Consider the following 3,064-nt stretch of genomic DNA (forward strand, 5'->3'; position numbering starts at 1 on the left):
TGCTCTTTAACAATCTGGAAAGCTGATTTAAAAAGTAGTTCTCAAACATTTGTTACAAGTGCTTTGGAAACTTCTTGGCGAAAACCAAATTTTATTTGGTCCTTGTTGTACAGCAACAAGCTGCGTCGGTTTCACCGACACTTCTTGGGGTTGTATGGTTAAGTGACTAAGCGTACATGGTGGATGCCTTGGCAGTCAGAGGCGATGAAGGACGTACTAACCTGCGATAAGCCGTGAGCAGTCGGTAAGAGACATTACGACTCACGGATTTCCGAATGGGGAAACCCACTTAGCATAAGCTAGGTATCGCTACGTGAATACATAGCGTAGCGAGGCGAACCGGGAGAACTGAAACATCTAAGTACCCCGAGGAAAAGAAATCAACCGAGATTCCCTCAGTAGCGGCGAGCGAACGGGGATTAGCCCTTAAGCATCTTGGAAGTTAGTGGAACGGTCCTGGAAAGGCCGGCGATACAGGGTGATAGCCCCGTACACGAAAACAACCTTGATGTGAAATCGAGTAGGGCGGGACACGTGACATCCTGTCTGAATATGGGGGGACCATCCTCCAAGGCTAAATACTCCTGACTGACCGATAGTGAACCAGTACCGTGAGGGAAAGGCGAAAAGAACCCCTGTGAGGGGAGTGAAATAGAACCTGAAACCGTGTACGTACAAGCAGTGGGAGCCCTTCGGGGTGACTGCGTACCTTTTGTATAATGGGTCAGCGACTTACATTTTGTAGCGAGGTTAACCGTATAGGGGAGCCGTAGGGAAACCGAGTCTTAACTGGGCGTCTAGTTGCAAGGTGTAGACCCGAAACCGGGTGATCTAGCCATGGGCAGGTTGAAGGTTGAGTAACATCAACTGGAGGACCGAACCCACTAACGTTGCAAAGTTAGGGGATGACCTGTGGCTGGGGGTGAAAGGCCAATCAAACTCGGAGATAGCTGGTTCTCCCCGAAAGCTATTTAGGTAGCGCCTCGGACGAATACTACTGGGGGTAGAGCACTGTTTGGGCTAGGGGGTCATCCCGACTTACCAACCCCATGCAAACTCCGAATACCAGTAAGTAATATCCGGGAGACACACGGCGGGTGCTAACGTCCGTCGTGAAGAGGGAAACAACCCAGACCGCCGGCTAAGGTCCCAAAGTTCTGGTTAAGTGGGAAACGATGTGGGAAGGCTCAGACAGCTAGGATGTTGGCTTAGAAGCAGCCATCATTTAAAGAAAGCGTAATAGCTCACTAGTCGAGTCGGCCTGCGCGGAAGATGTAACGGGGCTCAAACCAGGCACCGAAGCCGCGGATTCACGCTAAGCGTGAGTGGTAGGGGAGCGTTCTGTAAGTCTGCGAAGGTGTGTCGAGAGGCATGCTGGAGATATCAGAAGTGCGAATGCTGACGTAAGTAACGATAAAGGGGGTGAAAAGCCTCCTCGCCGGAAGACCAAGGGTTCCTGTCCAACGTTAATCGGGGCAGGGTGAGTCGACCCCTAAGGCGAGGCCGAAAGGCGTAGTCGATGGGAAGCAGGTTAATATTCCTGCACGACTTGTAATTGCGATGGGGGGACGGAGAAGGCTAGGTGGGCCAGGCGACGGTTGTCCTGGTGAAAGTGCGTAGGTGGTGTTTCTAGGCAAATCCGGAAACACAACACTGAGACACGAGACGAACACACTACGGTGTGGAAGCCATTGATGCCCTGCTTCCAGGAAAAGCCTCTAAGCTTCAGATTACAAGTCATCGTACCCCAAACCGACACAGGTGGTCGGGTAGAGAATACCAAGGCGCTTGAGAGAACTCGGGTGAAGGAACTAGGCAAAATAGAACCGTAACTTCGGGAGAAGGTTCGCTCTTGACAGTGAAGTCCCTTGCGGATGGAGCAGTTGGGAGTCGCAGTGACCAGATGGCTGGGACTGTTTATCAAAAACACAGCACTCTGCAAACACGAAAGTGGACGTATAGGGTGTGACACCTGCCCGGTGCCGGAAGGTTAATTGATGGGGTTAGCGCAAGCGAAGCTCTTGATCGAAGCCCCGGTAAACGGCGGCCGTAACTATAACGGTCCTAAGGTAGCGAAATTCCTTGTCGGGTAAGTTCCGACCTGCACGAATGGTGTAACCATGGCCATGCTGTCTCCACCCGAGACTCAGTGAAATCGAATTCGCCGTGAAGATGCGGTGTACCCGCGGCTAGACGGAAAGACCCCGTGAACCTTTACTACAGCTTGGCACTGAACATTGAACCTACATGTGTAGGATAGGTGGGAGGCTTTGAAGGCGTGACGCCAGTTGCGCTGGAGCCGTCCTTGAAATACCACCCTTGTATGTTTGATGTTCTAACGCAGGCCCGTGAATCCGGGTCGCGGACAGTGCCTGGTGGGTAGTTTGACTGGGGCGGTCTCCTCCCAAAGAGTAACGGAGGAGCACGAAGGTTGGCTAATCCTGGTCGGACATCAGGAGGTTAGTGCAATGGCATAAGCCAGCTTAACTGCGAGACGGACAGGTCGAGCAGGTACGAAAGTAGGTCATAGTGATCCGGTGGTTCTGAATGGAAGGGCCATCGCTCAACGGATAAAAGGTACTCCGGGGATAACAGGCTGATACCGCCCAAGAGTTCATATCGACGGCGGTGTTTGGCACCTCGATGTCGGCTCATCACATCCTGGGGCTGAAGTCGGTCCCAAGGGTATGGCTGTTCGCCATTTAAAGTGGTACGCGAGCTGGGTTCAGAACGTCGTGAGACAGTTCGGTCCCTATCTGCCGTGGGCGTTGGATGATTGAAGGGAGTTGCTCCTAGTACGAGAGGACCGGAGTGAACGAACCTCTGGTGTTCGGGTTGTCACGCCAGTGGCACTGCCCGGTAGCTAAGTTCGGAATCGATAACCGCTGAAAGCATCTAAGCGGGAAGCGAGCCCTGAGATGAGTCATCCCTGACCCCTTGAGGGTCCTAAAGGGCCGTTGGAGACCACAACGTTGATAGGTGGGGTGTGTAAGCGCGGCGACGTGTTGAGCTAACCCATACTAATTACCCGTGAGGCTTAACCATACAACACCCAAGAAGTGTT

General features: G+C 52.7%; 1 rRNA gene. It reads left to right on the forward strand.

Features of this window, described 5'->3' with window-relative positions:
* Positions 1-156 precede the first annotated feature (156 nt).
* Positions 157-3,045, forward strand: a 23S ribosomal RNA gene (locus PG881_RS23715).
* Positions 3,046-3,064: the final 19 nt, after the last annotated feature.

Origin of the sequence: Aeromonas sp. QDB54, assembly GCF_027707385.1 — a bacterium.
In the GTDB taxonomy this organism is placed as follows: domain Bacteria; phylum Pseudomonadota; class Gammaproteobacteria; order Enterobacterales; family Aeromonadaceae; genus Aeromonas; species Aeromonas hydrophila.